This is a genomic window from Ktedonobacter sp. SOSP1-52 (assembly GCF_016587395.1).
Map to the genome: position 1 here is coordinate 1,132,930 of NZ_BNJH01000002.1, position 17,967 is coordinate 1,150,896.

A 17,967-nucleotide genomic window follows, 5' to 3' on the forward strand; every position below is an offset into this window, starting at 1 on the left:
CGCATGATGCATGTCTATATTAGAACATTCCTTCTCCAGTGTCAAGGGAAGAGAAATGTATGTCTTTTGCCACCATTTGATGGCGTTCTCCTATCTTCTTGAAAACTGTCGCATTCTCTTTTGTGGAATTGGCCCAGTTTGAGAAGAGAAGATGAAATGCAAGGAGATTGCGAGGAAAAACAATCTCCTTGAAAGCAGGTCACGCTCTCTTTCCAGCCGCTTCTGCACTTCGATGAACGTATCATGATCATACGTCGTTGCCAACTCGGCATTGTTCTCACACAACTGGGTCAGTTGGACCTGGTGCTTGGCACTCAGACGTGAGGGCGGCAGATGGAACCACCAACGGAAGCATATCAGGTTCCTGTTTGGATGGCTCATCCTTTTTCACTCCGTTCTCCGAAACTTACCCAGATATAGACAGGCTATACACGGTGTTCGGTTCCTGCTTCAACCCTCGAGGGGGCACAGCGCAGACAGCAAGCTTTTCGCTCGTCTTACATCTGCTCCACAGGCGTCAATTCCCGCAGAACTTGCGGTACTCCACTCCTCGCGAGGCCAACGCCGCTAAATTCCTGGCGGCGTTGTCGTCTCGATCCTGTACACTGCCACAATCCACACAAGCAAAGACCCGATCCGAAAGGGTGAGCGCCTCATTGACCCAGCCACAACACGAACAGGTTTTTGAGGAGGGTTCCCAGCGGGAGGCCAGTAGCACCTGCACCCCTGCCTGTTCTGCTTTGTAGAGGATCTGCCGCTTGAACTCGTACATGCCCACATCGGCAATCGCTCGAGCCAACCTGCGGTTCTTGAGCATGCCTGCAATGTTCAAATCCTCTAAGACGATCACGCGCGGCCTCTGGGCATCGGGCTTGGTTCTCGCCACGATCTCAGCGGTCGCCTGGTGCAAGGCATTTTTGCGCACGTTGGCGATCCGGGCATGCATCCGCGACAGACGCTGCTTCGCTTTCTGGCGATTGCGTGATCCTTTGGCCTTGCGGGAATGGCGTCGCGACGTGCGTTTTAACGCCGTGATCTTCTTGCGCAGCGCCTTGGGGTTCTCGAAGGTGCGTCCATCAGAGAGGGTCGCCAGCCGCTTAATCCCCAGGTCAACACCAATGACGTCACCTGTGGCTGCCTGGGGTTCTTTCGCTTCCCCGGCTTCCTCATGCGCACAGATCGAGACATACCACCTGCCTGCTTGCTCACGGATGGTGGCACTGGTAATCTTGCCATTCAGAGGGAAATAACCGTGCTCTTTGAGTCGGAGCACACCCAAACGAGGCAATTGGATGGCATCCGGATACACCCGAATGCTCCCGGTGAAGCGGGCACCACCGATGGCTTTCTTCCGGCTTTTGAAGCGGGGATAGCCACACTTGCCTTTCCATTTGCCCTCCTTTTTGAGCCGGCATTTGCGAAAGAAGTGCTTGAAGGCGGCATCCAGGTCACGTAATCCCTCTTGGAAGGCGCACTTACTGACCTCATACATCCAGGGCTCAGAGGGCTTGAGGGCATTGATTTCGCGATGCAGATCGATCGCGGTGGGCGTTTTCTGCCCTGCCTTGTAGGCCTCCTGTTTGCGGCGAAGACCATAATTGTAGGCCCAGCGAGAGGCCCCGGCATGTTTGCGGCATAGCGTCTTTTGTGCATTATTGAGGTCAAGTTCTCCCCGATACCCACGTACCATCTGTTGCTCTTCCTCCTCGGTGTCGAGAGTAGAACAAATATACCAGAAAACCACGGCTTTGGCAAGGGGGATACACGTCCCTACTTGCCTACATCTGTCTAAAGAATGTAAAACTAACTATAGCCCTCTTGCTCTCGTTCAGCATCAGCAAGACGTTGGTAGCGCCTCGCTACTGTCATGTCTTTGAGACCCAGGATCTCACACAAGACGACGAGCGCCCCTCCTGTCAGCAGATACTGAACGGCAAAGGTTTCACGTAGCAGCCATGGCGTCACCTGTCCGTCTTCAAGCCCCGCTCGCGCCCTCAGACGACCAAACAAAAGCGTGATGCTATTGGGAGTCAGTGGCTGATAGGTCTCCGTGAAAAAGAGGTATTCCTCCCCGCTCCTGCTCTCCTGTCCCCTCCGCCTCGTCGAGCAAGCATGGTCCAGATACATCAACAATTGGTCCTGTCCAGGTGGGGAAAGGGGAACCCAACGTTCTTTCCCTCCGGTTCCAATCCGAAGTGTTCCCTGCTCGCGATTAACATCGCTCAACCTCAAACGGCCCTGGGGAAACTGCGTCAGGCCAACAAACGCTTGCATCGTCGCAAACGTGGATCAAAGAATCGAGAGAAAGCGCGCAGACAGGTCACACGCTTGCACTACCGCATTACCTGTCTGAGAGACGATGTGCTCCACAAGTTGACCACCCAACTCGCTGAGAGTTATGGGATCATTGGCGTGGAAACCTTGTACCTCAAGGGACTCATCAAGAACCGACGCCTGGCGCGCTCGTTCTCTGATGCCTCGCTCGGCACGCTCAGACGGCTGCTTGAGGTGAAGGTAGTCCAACGCGGGGGACAGGTCATCAAAGTGGACCGCTTCTTTCCCGGAAGTCAAAACCTGTCACTGCTGCGGGTGGACATGGCAGCAGATGACGCTCAACGATCGGGTGTTTGTCTGTCAAAACCCAACCTGTCCCTATGATCAGTTCCCGCAAGATCGTGATCACAATGCGGCTCAGAATGTGTTACGGGAAGCCCTTTGCTTGATCGGGCTGATGGATCAAGTCGTCTTCGGTACTGGCTCGGACGAGACGGAAAAGACGCCTGTGGACTTGGGGTAAGACCAATGGGCTTGGGCTCTGCGGCTCCTGGGAGTGAAGCAGGAACAACGAAAGATGGAAGAAAACGATGCATGCATACGTTTTCCTACATTAATCGGAGCAGGATGAGAACACAAGATACGGGTAGCGTGAAGAATCCATGCAACACCTACGGAGAACGGCTTGCAGATCACTACAGGAATGAAAAAACATGCCATGAACATCATACCCACGGGTACGATTTCTCGTGACGCAATGCGCCCTTGTTGAGCATGACACATTCGGCCCGCTCAGCTATCGCTGCATCTGTCATCTCTGCGCGTGAGGGTGTGCCCTTCCTTGCTCACACTGTTTTCCAGCACCTGGGTTGCCCAGATGACCGGGACGTGAGCCGCCTCGCATACCCACAGCATCTCCTCCTGCATCTCTGCCAGCCGTTCAGAGCCGAGGCGGCGTCCGTGCCTGTCTCCCCTGGTCTCCCTGGCGATTGGTCATCTCAAAGCGGGACGTGCTGGCGCTTCATCGCAAAGGATGGAGTCTCAGAGAACCAACTCGGCTTTCATCAACTGATCTTCTTGGGAATACCAGAGGCGAAACCCCAACTTCTTACAGACCGCTTGCATGCCCTGGTTGTCGGCCAGAATATCTCCGGTGAGCCGCTGAATATGCTCATCGCGGCTGAACTGGATCAAGCGACGCAGCAGTTCGCTGCCCAACCCCTGGTGTTGGTACTGGTCAGCGACCAGCAGCGCAAATTCGGCCTCATTGGCGCTGTGATCCTTGATAATGCGACCCACGCCCACAATGTCATGCTGGTTGGTCGCAGGATTGTCATAGTCCACGACGAGCGCCATCTCGCGATCGTAGTCGAGAAAGCAGATGCCGATCAACCGCTCGTGAGCGACCCGCTGGCTCAGCTTGATCATGTGCAGCCAGCGGGAATAGACGCTCTCGTCCGACAACGTGTGGTGGAACTGCACCATCAGCGGTTCATCCTCCGGGCGGATGGGGCGAAGCATGACAGGGATGCCATTTGGCAGCGTCCATGGTTGGGCATAGTGGAGCGGATAGGGACGAATCGCGAGCCTGGGCAACGTTTCCTCGCCCATCTCCGGCCCGTGAAGCACGATCCGCGCGTCAAGGGCCAGGAGCCGATCGGGAGACGCAAGCAGGGGATTGATGTCCATTTCTTTGATCCAGCGGTGCTCGGAAACCAGATAACTCAAACGAACGAGCACTTGCTCCAGAAGATCCAGGTCCACAGGCGGATGCCCGTGTGCTCCCGCAAGGGCCTGGAACACGTGGGTCTGTTCCATCATGCGGCGGGCCAGGGTGGTCGTGAGCGGAGGGAGGGCCAGAGCACGGTCCTGAGAGACTTCCACCCATTGGCCGCCTGCACCGAAGAGCAGAATCGGGCCAAATTGGGGATCGAGGCTACTCCCCAGGATGAGTTCGTAGCCATCCTGGGGAACCATCGGCTGAACCGTGACGCCCAGGAAATGTTCGGCTCCCACATGGTCACGAACTGCCATGGCAATGCTCTGATAGGCGCGGCGCACCGCGTCCGCATCGGACAGGCTCAGCCGCACACCACCCACCTCGCGTTTGTGCGTGATGGTTTCTGACCAGAGCTTGAGCACGACCGGATAGCCCATGGTTTCCGCGCACGCCACGGCCTCCTGTTCACTGCTGGCCATCCGCGTCTCAACCACGGGAATACCATACGCCGCCAGGAGTTGCTTGGACTCTCCCTCGGTAAGCAGCGTTCGACCCGACTGACGCGCTGTTGCAATGATCATCGCAACCACCTCCCGATCAGGCCCATGCTGGTTGGTCTCCAGCAAAGGCAGTGGCGTTTCGTAGAGGCTTTGGACAGTGGAGATGGAGCGCCACAGGTAATCAAAGGCGCGGGCGGCGGTGTCAGGGTACGCGAAGGTGGGAATACCAGCCTGGAGCAAGATGGCTTTGCCGCTTTCCACTTCTGCCGCCCCCATCCAACTGGCCAGGATCGGTTTGCCCTTGAGTGTGGCAAACTGCTTCACCTGTTCGGCGGTCACGGTGGGATTGGTCATCATCTGAGGGGTCAGGATGACCAGGAACCCATCGCTTTGTGGGTCCTGCGTGATAATCGCAAGCGACCTAGCGTAGCGCTCAGGATCAGCATCCCCCAGAATATCGACCGGGTTGCCATGACTCCAGGGCGCCGGCAGAAGCTGGTCGAGTGCGGTCTGGGTTTGGGGAGACAATGCGCTGAGTGTGCCACCCGCGCTGAGTAAGGCGTCGGTGGCCAGGACTCCTGGTCCACCCGCGTTGGTAATGATGGTCAAACGCGGTCCACGTGGGCGCGGCTGTGTGGCCAGCACCTCCGCCATCGAGAACAGTTCATCAAGGCGGTCAACGATCAGTATCCCGCTGCGCCGACAGGCCGCTTCAAAGACCTCCTGACTGCCAGCGAGCATTCCGGTATGCGACATGGCCGCTCTGGCTGAGGCCATCGTGCGACCCGCTTTCAGGAGGATAATCGGCTTGCTCCGGGCGACTTCTCTGGCGGCGGAGAGGAACGAGCGCGCATTGCCAAGCGTTTCCAGGTACAGGACAATACTGGTCGTCTGCGGGTCACTCCCCAGGTAATCAATCAGATCACCCCAATCGACATCCATCATCGAACCAATGGAGACGAAGGCGCTAAAACCCACCCGTTCACGCAGACTCCAGTCTAAGACTGCCGTACACAGGGCACCACTCTGGCTGATGAACCCGATCTGACCGGGCAGGGCCATGGCGCTAGCAATGGTCGCGTTGAGTCCGGTTGGCGGGCTCATGACACCAAGACTATTGGTGCCGATGATCCGCAGTTTTCCCCGCCGGGCTTGCTCCAGGATCTGCTGCTCCATCTGCGCTCCAGCGTCTCCGCTCTCCTTAAAACCCGCTGATAGGATAATCGCCCCTTTCACGCCAGCCGCAACGCATTCGGCAATGATGCCTGGCACAGGAGGTGCAGGTGTGGTAATCACGGCGAGTTCGACGTGTTGAGGTAAGGCGGCCAGATTTTGATAGGCTTTGATGCCCAGAACCTGGGGGCGTGTGGGGTGAATGGGAAAAACCGTTCCCCCAAAGGGGGTGCTGATCAGATTCCAGAGGAGTGTGCGCCCAACACTGCCGGCTTCTTCTGTCGCGCCGATGACGGCAATACTGGTTGGCTCGAAGATGGCGTTGAGGGGATGATGGCGCTTGTAGCGAAAAACAGTCGTGGGAGTGCTTCGGCCAGAGAGGGATGGCCCTCCGGTTTTCTTTCTTTCCATAGGATTCCAGAACCTTTCAGTAGCCGCTCAATATCGCGTGGAGCCTGCATTGCCTTCTCCTGAGAAGCAGCAAAGGGAGGCCAGAGCAGACATCCGTGAAACAAGCAAGCAGCGCCAACGTTAGGTCGGATGGACCTCCATCGTGTAGACTTGTGCCACAATGACGCTGACATTGTCAACTCCTCCCCCTGCCAGTGCCGCCTGAACAAGCGCCTGGGCCGTCGCAAACGGATCGGGTTGAGGTGTCATGACGATGGTGGCCATCTGCGGGTCACGGACCATTTCCCATAACCCATCGGAGCACAACAGCAGCAGATCTCCAGCCGCAAGTGACAGCGTGTGGGTTTCCACCTCCACAGTGGCATTTTCACCCAGGCTGCGATAGATCTGGTTGCGCATGGGATGGGTATAGATGTCCTCCGGCTGGATCGTTCCCGCTGCCACCAAGGCGGCCACGAGCGAGTGATCGTGGGTAATCTGCGCAAGTCCCAGCGATTGGTGAAAGTGGTAGAGCCGACTATCACCCACATGGGCAACGTAGGCGGTGGCTCCAAGCACCAGGGCAGCCGTCATCGTGGTGCCCATCCTGGTTTCCTGGGCCTGATTGTGCTGATACACGGCCTGATTGGCCTGCTCGACGCCTGCCACGAGCAGGGGAAGCAACGCCTCTGGCAACACCTGCTGCGAGCGGAGGGGGCCTGACACCGATGTGACCAGAGCTTGCGCAGCAAGTCGGCTCGCTTCTTGCCCATGCTCCTGCCCTCCCATCCCATCGGCAATCAGGAGGAGGGCAAAGGATTGTGACGGGGAAGAAGCGCCAGGAAGGGTGATTCCCTGGCTGACGAAGAGGGTATCTTCATTAGGTCTGAGCCTGCGTGCCAGCCCCGGATCAAGGCGGGAGCCGATCCGTAAGGTCAACAGTGGCAGCCTGGCATGCACTGGCTTCGCTCTATCTTCGAGCGGCGGTACCGGTGTATGCGGAGCAGTGGCAGGCACATTATTCGTTGGGTGTATCGACATGCTCGTATCTCCTTGCTCACGGGAGCGAAAAAGAGTCAATGGATGGTCCACCTGCATGCATCAACGTACCCACGCTTTCTCGTCATGGGGTGGAGTCACACATGAGACATGAGAACTTCTCAGCATTGATACGGAGAACGTGGAAAGGAAGTTTCTGTTGTGGATTGAACCCAAGAGACTGCTTCCTGTACAGAAAAACGATGAGTTGAACGTCTGGCCAGGCAATGCTCCTCAGAGGCAAGGTTCCTGTGGCCAGGTTTCCTGCGCTCATGGAGGCTCTTGCTCGGCAAGATGCGAGCCAAACAGCGGTGGTATCCATACGAACGCTGTCGTCTTGTGCGCTCTCCAGAGAGCAGATAACTCCAGCAGAGAAAGATCGGTGACTAGAGTCATCTGCTCGCGGCATCTAGGGGACTGGGGCTGGACTCGTGTCTGCGCTGCGGTGTGCTTCGACCCGCACGTCATGATAGTACTCGCGCCAGATCAGGCGGTGGACGCCGAGGTAATACGGGAGACGATTGAGCAAGGGCAGGTAAGGGAACAACGTGAGGAGGGCCGTCAGTATTCCCATCGTGACCAGCACCAGCGCATCGGCGTTCGTCGAGGTGTTGTAGGGTGGGACCTGGTACCAGAACGTGTAGAGCCAGAGCCACGCCTGACCGGGATAGTTGCCGGTCTCATTCATCACCCCCCACTGCGAACCCAGCAGATTGAATTGCGCGGCCTTCGTCGGCAACGCATCCTCCGACAAGAACAGCAGGGGTTTGGTAAAGTCATTCTGATAGAAGCCGCCACTGCTCAAGAGCAAGCCATCTAACGCGCCGCTGGTGCCTAACGTGAGCAGATGATCCATCAGCGCGGGAAGTGGGCCATCGTCGCCATTGGGCACGACCACGTGACCATTGCTTCCCGTCGCTGTTCCCAACGCCTTGGTATATGTAGATTCCCAGGCTGCTTGCTGTTGTGCTTCGGCCTGGGTAAACATCTGAAGCGCCGTTGCCACCTGCGGGTCGCTCTGTGCAGCGATGGCTAAGGGATCGAGGACGTAGACATGCGCCACATCAATGGGAATAGTCACGCCTGCCGCCTGTTGCAGCGAAATGGGCCCGATGGATTGCACGGAGCCTGTCCCCTGGTTATAGGGTGGCCCATATTGGGCAATGATGCTCGTGCCGCTGAGTTCCTTCATAGCGGTGGTGACGAAGCCAACCGGATTCTGCTGCGCGTACTGCTGAAGCGTCAATGGCGGCTCATCCGGTGAGGACAGGAAACCAGCCAGGGCGACCGTCAGAACGAAGACCAGGAGCAGCGCGACCAAGCCTTCACGGATGAGGTCGTAGGGCATCATGCGCAGTCCGCGATAGTAGCTGACCTGGTCGGAGGCTCGTGGGCGCGGCGTCGCAGGAGTGGTCTGGGATTTTTTGCGGCCTCTGCCTCTCCAGAGCGTTTCTCTTCCACGTTCCTAGTGAGATCAAGAGAAACCCGACATGCAGATATTGGGCGGGACCATTCATGGCCTGGCCTTCTTTCTGGGAGGCAGAGCCTCCCTCCAATCCTCCCATGCTCTCTGACAACGGTGCAAACAGAGAGGATGGTATGGAGTATCAGAGAGGCGAACCTGAAGTCTGCCCCTCTCAAGAGGTTACGTGAGTTCGGCGAAGCATTGCTTTGCCTCATTTAAAAGAGACCTGATTCACAACGTACTGCTTTCCCTTTTCGCCAGGTGAACGAAAAACTCGGTGGCTTTTTCACGTCTTTCCTGCTTCATTTCTCGGACCCAACCAGATACCCTTTCCCTCAGACGCTGGCTTTCTGTGAGGAACGAAGGAAAGATGTGCCTCTCGTACGCCTTTTCTCGGCATCGGGATTGGTACGAAGGGCGCGAGAAAAAAGTTTCAGCATCTTCTGCTCAAAAGTCCTCTGATGATGAAATACGCCATTGCATCCGAAACTTTTGTCCGCTGTTCTCCGTATCAACTCAGATGCTCCATAAGGAATGATGCCTCTTCAACCAGGTTGCTTGTAGAAACTCGCGCGTAGAACCCACATGTATCAAAGGGACCTCCTGGTTCCGATGGTCTTGTGCGCTCTCCCGCTTGTGTTCCTCCCATCGTTTGCCCTGCTCGCATCTTGTGTCTGTTCTGGTTTGAGCACATTTTCGCGTCTGACTGACGGCATTGCGCTGCTTTTGAAAGGAGCCGTCTGGCTCTTTCCCGTTCATGTCACGCATCTGGATGTCATCAGATTCTTCCCAGGAGGAATAGCATGTCAATCATTACTCAGGCCAGGAGGTCTTCTCCTGATCAGGCAGATCTTGAGCTTCTGCATCGCTATTGGAATGCCGCGAATTATCTGACCATTGGTCAAATGTATTTACAGGACAACCCCTTGCTGCGAGAACCGCTGCAAGCCAGACACATCAAGCCACGTTTGCTCGGCCATTGGGGCACATCCCCTGGATTGAGCTTTGTCTATGTTCACATGAATCGGCTGATTCACGAGTACGATATCAATGCCATCTACCTCGCGGGACCCGGACACGGTGGCCCTGCACTGCTTGCCAATGTCTATCTGGAAGGGACCTATACGGAGATCTACCCACAAATCACGCAGGACACCGAGGGCATCCACCGCCTCTTTCGTCAGTTCTCCACGCCCGGTGGCGTCCCCAGTCATGTGAGTGTGCCCACTCCAGGCTCTATTCACGAAGGAGGCGAACTCGGCTATGTCCTCTCCCACGCTTTTGGTGCCGTCTTCGACCATCCCGACTTGCTCGCGATCGCGGTGGTGGGCGATGGCGAAGCCGAAACCGCTCCCCTTGAAGGTGCCTGGAAAAGCCTCAAATTTTTGAATCCGGTGCGCGACGGGGCCGTATTGCCCATTCTTCACCTGAATGGCTACAAGATTTCCGGCCCTACCGTGATGGGGCGCGCAGAGGATGACGACATTCAGACGTTCCTTGCGAGTCATGGCTACGACGTTCATGTGGTCGAAGGCGACGATCCTATGACGATGCATCAAGCCTTCGCCGAGACGCTTGAGACCTGCTACGCAACCATCCGCGCCGTTCAAGAAGAGGCTCGCACACATGGCTTTACCAGGGGAGCACGCTGGCCTGCCATTCTCCTGCGAACACCCAAAGGATGGACGGGACCGAAAGAGGTGGATGGTTTGCCCATTGAAGGGACATTCCGCGCTCATCAGGTCCCAGTGGCAGATGTGCGAGAAAACGCGGAACACCTGACGATCCTGGAGCAGTGGATGCGGAGCTATCACCCAGAAGACCTCTTCGATGAGCAAGGTCGCCTGGTCGCTGAACTCGCCGCCCTTGCCCCAACGGGGGATCGTCGGATGGGAGCCAATCCCCACGCAAATGGCGGCAAACTCCTGGTTGATCTGGATCTGCCACCATTCGCCGATTATGCGCTTGATGTGCCAAGGCCCGCGACCGAGCATCACGAGTCCACCCGGCAATTCGGCAAGATGATGCGTGATATCTTTACCCGCAATGCAACGCAGCAGAATTTCCGGCTGTTCTGTCCTGACGAGACGAACTCGAATCGCCTGGGGAATGTATTTGAGGTAGAAAACCGGTGCTCGACTGGGAAAGTGATTTCCAGCGACGACCATATTGCTTCTGATGGACGCGTCATGGAGGTGCTAAGCGAACATCTGTGTCAGGGCTGGCTTGAGGGCTATCTGCTCACCGGACGGCACGGCGTGTTCGCGACCTATGAGGCATTCGCGATGGTCTCCGATTCGATGACCATCCAGCACGCGAAGTGGCTGCAAGTGGGGAATACCCTTCCCTGGCGCGCCCCGATTGCCTCTCTCAATGTTCTCCTGACCTCGACCTGCTGGCGCAATGACCATAACGGCTTTAGCCATCAAGGACCGGGATTGATTGATGTCGTCCTGTCGAGCAAGGGCACCGTGGCACGCATCTACCTGCCGCCGGATGCCAATTGCCTGCTTTCCGTCGCCGACCATTGCTTACGCAGTCGTAACTATGTGAACCTGATCGTGATTGACAAGCAGCCCCAACTGCAATGGCTCAACATGGGCGATGCGATCGCGCACTGTGCGCGCGGTCTCTCCACCTGGCAATGGGCGAGCAATGGCCAGAATGACGAGACGGATGTGGTGCTGGCCTGCGCGGGTGATATCCCCACCTTAGAAACGGTGGCGGCTGCCTGGTGGCTTCGTCAGCATCTCCCGGAATTAAAGGTCCGTGTGGTCAACGTGGTTGATGTGATGAAGCTCTACCCGTCGTATCTGCATCCTCATGGAATGGACGATACCACGTTCATCGAGCATTTTACCGAGGACAGGCCAGTGGTGTTTGCCTTTCATGGCTACCCGCGTGCGGTGCATGAGGTGGTGCATGGACGGCCAAATGCGCAGCGCTTCCATGTCCGTGGCTTTAACGCAGAGGGCACCACGACGACCCCCTTTGATATGGTTGTCCTCAACGGCATGAGCCGATATCATCTCTGTATCGAGGCCATGCGTCGCGTGACGCGTCTGCACGCGTTGACCCCACCGCTCATCGCCGCATGCAATGCTTTGCTGACGAACCATCACGCCTATATCCGAGCCCATTTTGAAGACCTGCCGGAGGTTCGTGACTGGGTCTGGACCGACGAGGCAAGGTGAGAGCGTCAGGAGCTTTCGCCCGCGAAAAACCATTTCTTCCCGTCTCCGACACGCTCATACGAACTGAGCGTGTCGATGAGCTGGATACCACATGGGAGTCTATTATGCAAAGCGTCGAGACTTTACAAGCACCACAGGAACAGCCTGGTGCAGGAAACATGGCTCTCCATACGCTCCCTGTCCAAAAGGTGTTTGAGCAACTCAAGAGTAGTGAGCAGGGGTTGACGAGTGAGGAAGCACGCAAGCGGCTCGCTACCTACGGCCCGAACGATACCACTGGCGTGAAGCGCAGTTCGGCGGTCGTCCAATTTCTGCGCATGTTCTTGAATCCGCTGGTGACTATTCTGCTGCTTGCCGCCGTGATCTCGGCGGTCCTGGGGGATCGGATAAACGCCAGTATTATCATCGTCATCGTCCTGTTTAGCACCATTTTCAATTTTATCCAGACCGCTCGCTCACAGCAGGTGGTCGAGAAGCTGCGCGCGGACGTGTCTCCGACAGCAACCGTGTTACGCGATGGCACATGGATGGAGCGTCCACGGCACGATCTCGTGCCTGGTGATATGATCCGTCTTGCGGCAGGAGATCTGGTCCCTGCCGATGCGCGCCTAGTACAAGCCACCGATCTGCATATCCAGCAAGCTGCCTTAACCGGCGAATCCCTGCCCGTGGACAAAAGCGCGGATGACCTTGACACACCGACCGAAGGTTCCGCCGAGGTCCACAATTGCGTCTTTCTGGGAACCTCGGTCATGAGTGGCACAGGAACGGCATTAACCTTGGCGACTGGCCGTGCCACCGCCTTTGGCGATATTGCCGTGCGCCTGGCCAGCCGCGCACCGGAGACCGAGTTCGAGCGTGGCATCAAAGGTTTTGGCCAGTTGATCATGCAGACCGTTTTCTTCCTGGTGCTCTTTATTGTCCTGGTCGGCGTGATTGGTCATCACCAGCTCTTCGAGACCTTGCTCTTCGCCATTGCGCTCGCCGTTGGTCTCACCCCCGAGTTCTTACCAATGATCACCACAGTGACCCTGGGACGGGGTGCGTTGCGCATGGCCAAACAGAAGGTCATTGTCAAACACCTGGAATCAATCCAGAACTTTGGCAGCATCGATACGTTATGCAGCGATAAAACGGGCACCTTAACCAGTGGTGAGACGAAACTCGAAGGCTATCTCGATCTCCAGGGACAGGCTTCGGAGCGGGTACGACTGTTCGGGTCTGTGAATAGTACCTACCAGACGGGTATCAAAAGCCCTCTGGATGAGGCTATTTTGCGACATGGCACAATCGATGTCAGCGCGTATCGCAAGATTGGTGAGATCCCCTTTGATTTTGAGCGACGCTGCCTGTCCGTCGTGGTGCACCATGAGAGCGAAACCCTGCTGATCATCAAAGGTGCCCCTGAAAGTGTCCTGAATCATTGTTCCGCGTATGAAAGCAACGGTGAGCGCCGGCCTATGGGGAGCATGAGTGACGAAGCGCGGACAACCTACGCGCAGCGCTACAGTGATTTAAGTACCCAGGGCTATCGTGTCCTCGCGGTCGCTTATCGCGTGCTTCCTCCACAAGCCGTGTATCGCAAAACGGATGAGCAAGACCTCGTCCTGCTGGGCTTTCTGACCTTTGCTGATCCACCCAAAGCCGATGTGGTCCAGGTGCTCCAGGCGCTCAAGAATGATGGGGTGCAGGTCAAGATCATCACTGGTGACAACGAACTGGTCACCCGGCATGTCTGCGACCAGGTGGGACTCGCGAGTAAGCGCATCGTCCTGGGCAGTGAACTGGAGCAGATGACCGATTCAGCCCTGGCTCAGGTCGTTGAGGAGGTCAACGTCTTCGCGCGTGTCTCCCCGGCGCAAAAGAACCGCCTTATCCTGGCACTCAAGAGCCGCAAGCACGTGGTGGGTTATATCGGTGATGGCATCAACGATGCGCCCTCACTGCACGCGGCGGATGTGGGGATCTCGGTCTCCACGGGTGTGGATGTGGCCAAAGACGCAGCGGATATTATCCTGCTCGAACAGAGTTTGCGGGTGCTCCATCAAGGCATCCTGGAAGGGCGCAAAGCCTTTGGCAATGTGATCAAATATCTGCTGATGGGCACCAGTTCCAACTTCGGCAATATGTTCAGTATGGCTGGAGCCTATGTCTTTCTGCCGTTCCTACCCATGTTACCAGCGCAGATTCTGCTCAACAATTTTCTCTACAATCTGTCTCAGGTGACGATCCCGACGGATAACGTGGATGCGAGCTATTTCAAGAAGCCGCAACACTGGGATATTGGTCTACTCCGTAATTTCATGCTAATCATCGGACCCATCAGTTCGATCTTTGACTTTTTGACATTTTTCCTGCTACTGCAGGTCTTCCACGCGAATGCGGTCCTGTTTCATACCGGCTGGTTCGTCGAATCGCTCGCCACCCAAACGCTTGTCCTGTTTATTATTCGGACGGCAGGCAATCCGTTGCGTAGTCGTCCCAGTCGCCCGTTGACCATTACGACGCTCGTGATTGTTGCGCTGGGCATCGTGCTTCCCTACACACCTGTGGCGGGGCTGCTCGGTTTCCAGCCGTTGCCAGCGCTCTACTTTCTCTTCCTGACTGGCATGACAGCGATCTATCTGCTCCTCGTTGAGTTGGTCAAGAGGCGCTTGATGAGACGCTATGCATAGCCATTCCAGAGACAGACAAAGGGAGCCTCTCGCATGCTGATAGGTAGAGATCTGGTCGTTTGATAGAAGGAGCCGTTCCTGCATCTCGTGGACGTTTCGCTTCTCCCTGAACTTCCGCATGCGTGAAGCGTTTCTCGCGCGGCGAAAGATCGTCTAACGGCCGATTACACCATCGAGGACCGCTCGCTTCTGCGCATCAAAGGAATGCCCTCCCAACCGTGACCCAACTCATCGCGGAGCATCTACACTGGCATCGCCCTTGACCTTTTGCTCGTGCTCCAGATGAACACGAGGAGACCGGTTGGTGTGGTATAGTTGAGGGAATACAGTGCAAGGAAAGGCACTGTTCTTCCTCCTGGCTCACAGTCGCCAGAAGGATAGGCACACCCGGTGCGTGAGAGGTGAGACTATGGCACCTCGCCTGCTGGTTCTTGATGACGAACCAGATCTGCTTTTTCTGTACCAACTGATCCTCGAACCAGAAGGATATCTCGTTCACCTTGCTGCCTCTGGATTTGAGCAGGTGACAGACATCAAACACTTTCACCCTGATCTGCTTATTTTGGACTATCATCTGCGTCGCCACCGTGGGGCAGAGCCGCTTTTGCGTCAACTCAAAGCCTATCCACCAACCGCCGCTCTTCCGCTGATCCTCTGTACTGCTGATGCATACGCCATTGCTGATGAAGAAGCCTTCTTGAGAGCACATCATCGCTGTCGGCCTCTGGAAACCCCTGTCTTTAGACCTGATTCTTACCCACATCTACAAATGGAGGTGAAGAGCGAGATGCGCGCCCTCAAGAAGCGTTTGCAAGGAGAGCCAGCCTTTCCAGATGGTTCGCCATCCAGGAGGACCATCACGACGACGCGCCAGATAGCCACCGAGCCGTGCCACTTCCGTCCAGAAGGTGCCCAGTGTCATGGTGGCAGGCGAGTGACCAGAGCGCTGGGCCAACACCGCAAGCATTAGAGGCTCAATCACCTCAGAAGCTGGGCGTTGTGGCGCTTCACGAGCGGTAGGCACGCACCTGCAACAAGCGCACGGCAAGTGGAGACAACACCCCCAACAAGCGCATCAGAGCGTCAACCGTTTGCAATTGTCGTTCCTCGATGCGACACCCGCTTTTGAGGCATTGGTGATACTCCTCGACCAGCCAGCGTTGCCGATACCAGTCCACACGCTCCCGTGCTTGTTCGAGCGTCATGGTGGGAACCGAGGTCAACAAGATCCATTCCAACGGTTTTTCACCTTCCGGAGCCAGTTCTTCCCAGACGCGGATGACCCAGACGGTCAAGGGTTCGTTGCTCGCTTGCGGCTCATGGCGTGGGGGCAAGAGGGTCATGTGTCCGAAGGCAAGCTGAACCTGGGTCGAACGCGCTTTATGTCCATGCCGAGCTGGCACCTCCAGCGGACGGCTCTGCTGACTTGGAAAGGCGCGGGCGCGATCCAGAGAATACGTGATCTCTTCCTCGTCCGCTTCCGTGCGCCGATTCTGAGCCGCTCGCACCAGAAAGTGCGTCTGGTTCGCTTGGCATGCGAGGAAAAACGGGAACATATCCGCGCCTCGATCCCCAACATGGACCCAAGTGCTTCCTGGCTTAGGCTTCCCAATGGCACCTACCTGGCGCATCCAGACATCGGTTTCACGCTCTTTGCGTTTGAGCCGTTGATGGCGTTGTTCCCCTTTGGGTGCTGCAATGCGCACAAAGGGTTCTTGAGCCATACAGCCAAGCACTTCCTTGGTAGGGGGACGCACAGCAAGCACTGTTTGCACGCGCGAAACCACGCCCACGTTCATTGCCAATTTGCCCTGTCCCACTGATCTTGTGGCGATGCGACAGATCGATATCGGTGGTATCTTGTACCAGCAACATCACTGCAGAGGATGCAGCTTGTTCCCTCGTCTGTTGAACATGCGGCTGCATCAAGGCAGCAAAGGTCACGTCTGGCTCGTTGAGCAAACGATACAAGGCTTTTGCCCCTTTCCAGTCGTGCATTTGAGCAGGCAGCGAACCCAGAGGGTTCTCCGCCAGGTTGCTGGCTGCCTGGATGGTGCGTCTCGTTCGGCGGCTATCGTGCAATTGGACGTTCCCAAAGGTGTGCTCGGCCCAACTCTTGGCGTCTAATACTTCTTGCGTCTTCATCCTTGATTCTATCACTTCCTAAATGTGGGTAAGAATCAGGTCTTTAGACATGGGGAGGAAAGAGGCGTTCCTTTCTTTCGGGCGGATAGGGTGGTGGTGCATCCTCCCCACTTGACAGTTCTCGGTCTCCATGAGATACTTTTTGCATGGATAGAACACTTGTTTTACGCCTTGCCCCCACGCATGAGCAAGCTACGGCACTGCAACAGACATTGCAGGAGCATACCGCTTGCTTTAATGCTGTGGCTGATGAGGGTTTTACCACCAGGTGTCGAAATGGAATTGAACTGCATAAACGCACGTATTTTGACCTGCGTGCACAGTATCCCAACCTGCCTGCCCAACTGGTGTGTGCCGCTCGTGTCAAAGCCACCGAAGCCGTCAAGAGTGCGCTTGACCGGGTGAGGAAGGGTCGCAAGGCAAGTGCTCCACGCTCTCGTGTCTGTCCTATCCGCTACGATCAGCGTTCCTACTGGATCAAGTGGGAGACACTGACCATGAGCCTTGCCACGGTGCAAGGGCGTGTGCACCTCTCCTTTCTCGTTCCCAAACATGCAGAGAAGTACCTTGGAGGCAAAGTACGCAGCGCCGACCTGTGTTATCGCAAAGGCACGTACACGTTGCATGTGGTCGTAAGCGTCCCCGATCCTGTTGTTCCTTCCTCTGATGAGAACATTGGCGTTGATCTTGGACTCACCCATCCCGCTGTCACCTCCAAGCATCAGTTCCTGGGGGAGCGCCGATGGAAAGAGCAAGAACGCCGCATCTTCCGCCTCAAGCGAAAATTGCAAGCCAAAGGCACCAAGAGCGCGAAGCGCCATCTGCGCAAGCTCTCTGGCAAACTGTTTCGGCAACGCAAAGACCATGACCATGTCCTCTCCAAACGCATCGTTGAGAATGCCATTCCCGGATGCACCATTGTCCTTGAGAACCTGACCCATATTCGCTCTCGTGCGCGTCTGCGCAAAGGTGAAGGACAACGCCGCCTGCATTCGTGGAGCTTCGCACAGTTCCATTCGTTCCTCTCGTACAAAGCACAGGAGAAGGGGATGATGGTCGTGAAGGTCGACCCACGCCACACATCGCAAACGTGCTCGTGTTGTGGACATCAGGCGCGCAACAACCGTCGTTCTCAAAGCCTCTTCCTTTGCCGTGCGTGTGGATTCAGCCTCAATGCTGACCTCAACGCCTCTCGCAACATTCGCAACAAGTATGTTGCGTCTCTTGCCAGCCTCGGTACACCTTTGGCTGGTGGGTCGTTGTCAGACGGCCTCTCGTCTCAAGCTTCGGCTTAGGGACAAGCCCCTGCATTTATGCATGGGGTATCTGACGTGGGTGTGATCCTCAAGCCATTCGCCATTGCTGCGCTGCTCCAACTGGTTCGTCAGATGCT

At 56.4% G+C, this 17,967-nt stretch carries 11 protein-coding genes and 3 pseudogenes; 5 read left to right on the forward strand and 9 right to left on the reverse strand.

The genetic code is table 11. From position 1 onward, the window contains the following. Positions 1 to 517 precede the first annotated feature (517 nt). Positions 518 to 1,690 carry an RNA-guided endonuclease TnpB family protein gene (locus JMJ16_RS20450; protein WP_201384506.1) on the reverse strand — a complete coding sequence of 391 codons (1,173 nt, stop codon included), beginning with the start codon at positions 1,688 to 1,690 and terminating at the stop codon, positions 518 to 520. 113 nt (positions 1,691 to 1,803) lie between these two features. Further along, a complete protein-coding gene (locus JMJ16_RS20455; protein ID WP_201384508.1) occupies positions 1,804 to 2,274 on the reverse strand; it encodes a tyrosine-type recombinase/integrase in 471 nt (156 codons plus the stop codon). Here JMJ16_RS20455 and JMJ16_RS20460 point away from each other — a divergent pair. Beyond that, a pseudogene (locus tag JMJ16_RS20460) lies at positions 2,215 to 2,797 on the forward strand (RNA-guided endonuclease InsQ/TnpB family protein); the annotation flags it as partial. The gene JMJ16_RS20455 and the pseudogene JMJ16_RS20460 sit on opposite strands and share 60 nt — an antisense overlap. A 238-nt stretch (positions 2,798 to 3,035) precedes the next feature. On the opposite strand, the pseudogene JMJ16_RS57185 reads toward JMJ16_RS20460, so the two are convergent. From JMJ16_RS57185 to JMJ16_RS20480, 4 genes and pseudogenes are all read right to left on the reverse strand, one after another. Beyond that, positions 3,036 to 3,225, reverse strand: a pseudogene (locus tag JMJ16_RS57185) (pyruvate kinase); the annotation flags it as partial. Positions 3,226 to 3,315: 90 nt separating this feature from the next. Then, positions 3,316 to 6,078: a bifunctional acetate--CoA ligase family protein/GNAT family N-acetyltransferase gene (locus tag JMJ16_RS20470; RefSeq protein WP_201384514.1), complete on the reverse strand. Its 2,763-nt coding sequence runs from the start codon at positions 6,076 to 6,078 to the stop codon at positions 3,316 to 3,318. A 120-nt stretch (positions 6,079 to 6,198) separates the two neighbouring features. Beyond that, positions 6,199 to 7,098, reverse strand: coding sequence for a PP2C family serine/threonine-protein phosphatase (locus JMJ16_RS20475; protein ID WP_201384516.1), 900 nt, complete (start codon positions 7,096 to 7,098; stop codon positions 6,199 to 6,201). 406 nt (positions 7,099 to 7,504) lie between these two features. Next, a complete protein-coding gene (locus JMJ16_RS20480; protein ID WP_201384518.1) occupies positions 7,505 to 8,446 on the reverse strand; it encodes a hypothetical protein in 942 nt (313 codons plus the stop codon). Between the two features lie 917 nt (positions 8,447 to 9,363). On the opposite strand from JMJ16_RS20480, the gene JMJ16_RS20485 reads away from it, so the two are divergent. From JMJ16_RS20485 to JMJ16_RS54500, 3 genes and pseudogenes are all read left to right on the forward strand, one after another. Beyond that, a complete protein-coding gene (locus JMJ16_RS20485) occupies positions 9,364 to 11,754 on the forward strand; it encodes a phosphoketolase (RefSeq protein ID WP_201384520.1) in 2,391 nt (796 codons plus the stop codon). Next, positions 11,751 to 14,429 (forward strand): magnesium-translocating P-type ATPase, encoded by a 2,679-nt coding sequence (gene mgtA / locus JMJ16_RS20490; protein ID WP_201384522.1) that lies wholly within the window; start codon positions 11,751 to 11,753, stop codon positions 14,427 to 14,429. The genes JMJ16_RS20485 and mgtA overlap by 4 nt, the downstream gene beginning before the upstream one ends. 409 nt (positions 14,430 to 14,838) lie before the next feature. Further along, positions 14,839 to 15,090 (forward strand): annotated as a pseudogene (locus JMJ16_RS54500) (response regulator); the annotation flags it as partial. Between the two features lie 102 nt (positions 15,091 to 15,192). Here JMJ16_RS54500 and JMJ16_RS54505 read toward each other — a convergent pair. The 3 genes from JMJ16_RS54505 to JMJ16_RS54515 are packed head-to-tail and all read right to left on the reverse strand — an operon-like array spanning position 15,193 to position 16,574. Further along, complete coding sequence (locus JMJ16_RS54505; RefSeq protein ID WP_307813172.1) at positions 15,193 to 15,396, reverse strand: IS4 family transposase; 204 nt, start codon at positions 15,394 to 15,396, stop codon at positions 15,193 to 15,195. 40 nt (positions 15,397 to 15,436) lie between these two features. Beyond that, positions 15,437 to 16,153, reverse strand: a complete 717-nt coding sequence (locus JMJ16_RS54510) for an IS4 family transposase (RefSeq protein ID WP_236601638.1) — start codon at positions 16,151 to 16,153, stop codon at positions 15,437 to 15,439. After that, complete coding sequence (locus JMJ16_RS54515; protein WP_236601639.1) at positions 16,074 to 16,574, reverse strand: transposase DNA-binding-containing protein; 501 nt, start codon at positions 16,572 to 16,574, stop codon at positions 16,074 to 16,076. The genes JMJ16_RS54510 and JMJ16_RS54515 overlap by 80 nt, the downstream gene beginning before the upstream one ends. 146 nt (positions 16,575 to 16,720) lie before the next feature. On the opposite strand from JMJ16_RS54515, the gene JMJ16_RS20500 reads away from it, so the two are divergent. Continuing rightward, positions 16,721 to 17,869 carry an RNA-guided endonuclease TnpB family protein gene (locus JMJ16_RS20500; RefSeq protein ID WP_201384524.1) on the forward strand — a complete coding sequence of 383 codons (1,149 nt, stop codon included), beginning with the start codon at positions 16,721 to 16,723 and terminating at the stop codon, positions 17,867 to 17,869. Positions 17,870 to 17,967 lie beyond the last annotated feature (98 nt).